At 50.7% G+C, this 2,148-nt stretch carries 1 protein-coding gene; it reads right to left on the reverse strand.

From position 1 onward, the window contains the following. Positions 1-233: 233 nt before the first annotated feature. Positions 234-1,523: a group II intron reverse transcriptase/maturase gene (gene ltrA, locus FE783_RS37200; RefSeq protein ID WP_138884444.1), complete on the reverse strand. Its 1,290-nt coding sequence runs from the start codon at positions 1,521-1,523 to the stop codon at positions 234-236. Positions 1,524-2,148: the final 625 nt, after the last annotated feature.

Here is a 2,148-nt window from a genome sequence, read left to right on the forward strand (position 1 = left end):
CTCAAACTTATGCTTGACGACTACTCCGGCTTTCAGGTACTTATGGATAAGCGAGATGACCCGCCCGTCTTTAATGGTTCTGGATAGTACCTCTACCAGCTTACTTTGGTTCACTGTATGGTTGGTAGAAGACGGCCTCGGATTTTTTTTTCCTTGTGCCGTCAGCCCCAATCAGAACCCGACGTGCGGATTTCCCGCATCGGGCTCCCCAGAGTCGTTCACAGGTTTGTTCGTTAGATTGTTGGATGTAGTAATTTCGGCTCTGGTAGGATAAACCAATCCCTGTTTCTTAGATAAGACCAGTACAACCGATGTCTTTGGCTCCTTCTACGGAGTGACCGTATCCACTGCCGTTCAATCTGACTTTTCAAGCTATGCAGTTTGTAGTCGCAGTGGTATAGCGAAAAGTACTGGTAAAACCCACGGAGCATTCTTGTTAGTTGCTTTTGCTGATCTCGTCGCTTCCAATGGCTATGCAATTTGAGCCATGCTCCGACTCGTTCCGTGAATTTCCGGCAACTCTTTACGCTTGGAATCCGTATGAGGGCAAATTCACCTTTCTTACCTGTTCCACAGACGTGTTTAAATCCCAGAAAATCGAATGTATCCGGCTTCTCGCCGTACTCCGCCTTGCGTTCCCTTGCAAATCGTCCAAAGATCATAAGGCGCGTCTTTTCCTCAGCCAGCTCCAGGTTGAATTTCTTCATCCTTTCATTCAACAGCGTTTGGAAACTTTCCGCATCTCTCTTGTATTCGAAGCAAGCAACGTAATCGTCCGCAAAACGAATGAGGTAGGCTTCTCCTTGTATGCATTTCTTGAATCGCTTCTCGAACCAGAGGTCCAGGACGTAGTGCAAATAGATGTTCGCTAATAGCGGACTAATCGGCCCGCCCTGTGGCGTTCCTTCCTCATTACGTGTAACGACGCCGTGTTGCATGATTCCGGCTCGCAACCATTTTCCAATGAGATGCAAAATGGCCGGGTCGGCTATCCGTTGTTTGACCATTTGCATCAGCCATTCATGGTTGATGTGGTTGAAATAGCCGCGAATATCTGCTTCAAATACGTGTCTTACTTTCTTGGTAACAATGCAAGTCCTGAGCGCTTTAAGCGCCATGTGGGGATTGCGTCCCGGTCGGAATCCATACGAGAAGTCCAGAAAATCCTGTTCGAAGATCGCTTCAACGATCCTCGTTACCGCGCGTTGAACCAGTCGGTCCTCCACCGTAGGGATTCCCAGCGGTCTGGTCTTTCCATTTCCTTTGGGAATGTCTACTCGCCTTACGGGTGGGGCTTTGTAGCGATTTTGTCTAAGCCGATTCCACAGGTTTTCCGTCCGCTCTTTCAAGTTCGATTCGAATTGCGCCGTTGTTTCTCCGTCCACTCCGCTTGCTCCCTTACGGTTCATCATCTGCCATGTCTCCTGCAGAAATTCTGGGGTGATGAGGTGCGCCAGTGACGTGAAGCGAAGTTTCTTATCTTGCCGAGCTTTCTCTGCTATCTTAGCCAGTTGTGTTGACATACCGTATCCACCTCCGCGTGTGGGGCATGTTTCGCTGTTAAGAGCTTACTCTGTCCTGCCGCTTCCCCCTGTACAAGGCTTTCCCGTGCTCCGAGTACTACCAGCAGGTCCGACTTCCATCGCGACGTCTGCTCTCTTATGGATGGTCCTTTCAGTCGGCATACTCCGCAATTTTTTTTTTCTGCGAAGATCGCGATGGATCTCCCTAGTTCCGTGATGCTTCCTTTTCCGCCATGCCGTGCTCTCAGACCCCGCCGGGGTCTCCGATTCCCTCGCCTCTTGCGGAAATCTACTGTAGCCTTCCAAGTATTCGACCTTGTCGGCCCCCGGACATCTCACGAGGCTCTATCGCTTCACTTGCGTTACGGCCTGGACGTCGCTCTGTCTACGCTTAGCCCGCATCGTTACCTTTGCGTGCTCAAGACTCGATTCCGGGTAGGGCGGCTCTTCCCTTTGCCCGGGTGGGAATTGCACCCACTGAAAGCACCCAGCTTACCTAGGCGCACCGAAGTATTTCTCCAGGTCCATGTCGACTACATACTTGTACCCTTCCTGGATGTTTTCCTGACTCCTTCGGATTGCGCTATGTGCGCTTCTCTTGGGTCGGAATCCGTAACTGTTCTCC

This window comes from Paenibacillus mesophilus (assembly GCF_005938385.1).
Lineage (GTDB): Bacteria > Bacillota > Bacilli > Paenibacillales > NBRC-103111 > Paenibacillus_AB > Paenibacillus_AB mesophilus.

Coding starts and splice junctions, on each gene's coding strand:
- ltrA (WP_138884444.1), bottom strand. CDS start 1,523: ATGTCAACACAACTGGCTAAGATAGCAGAGAAAGCTCGGCAAGATAAG.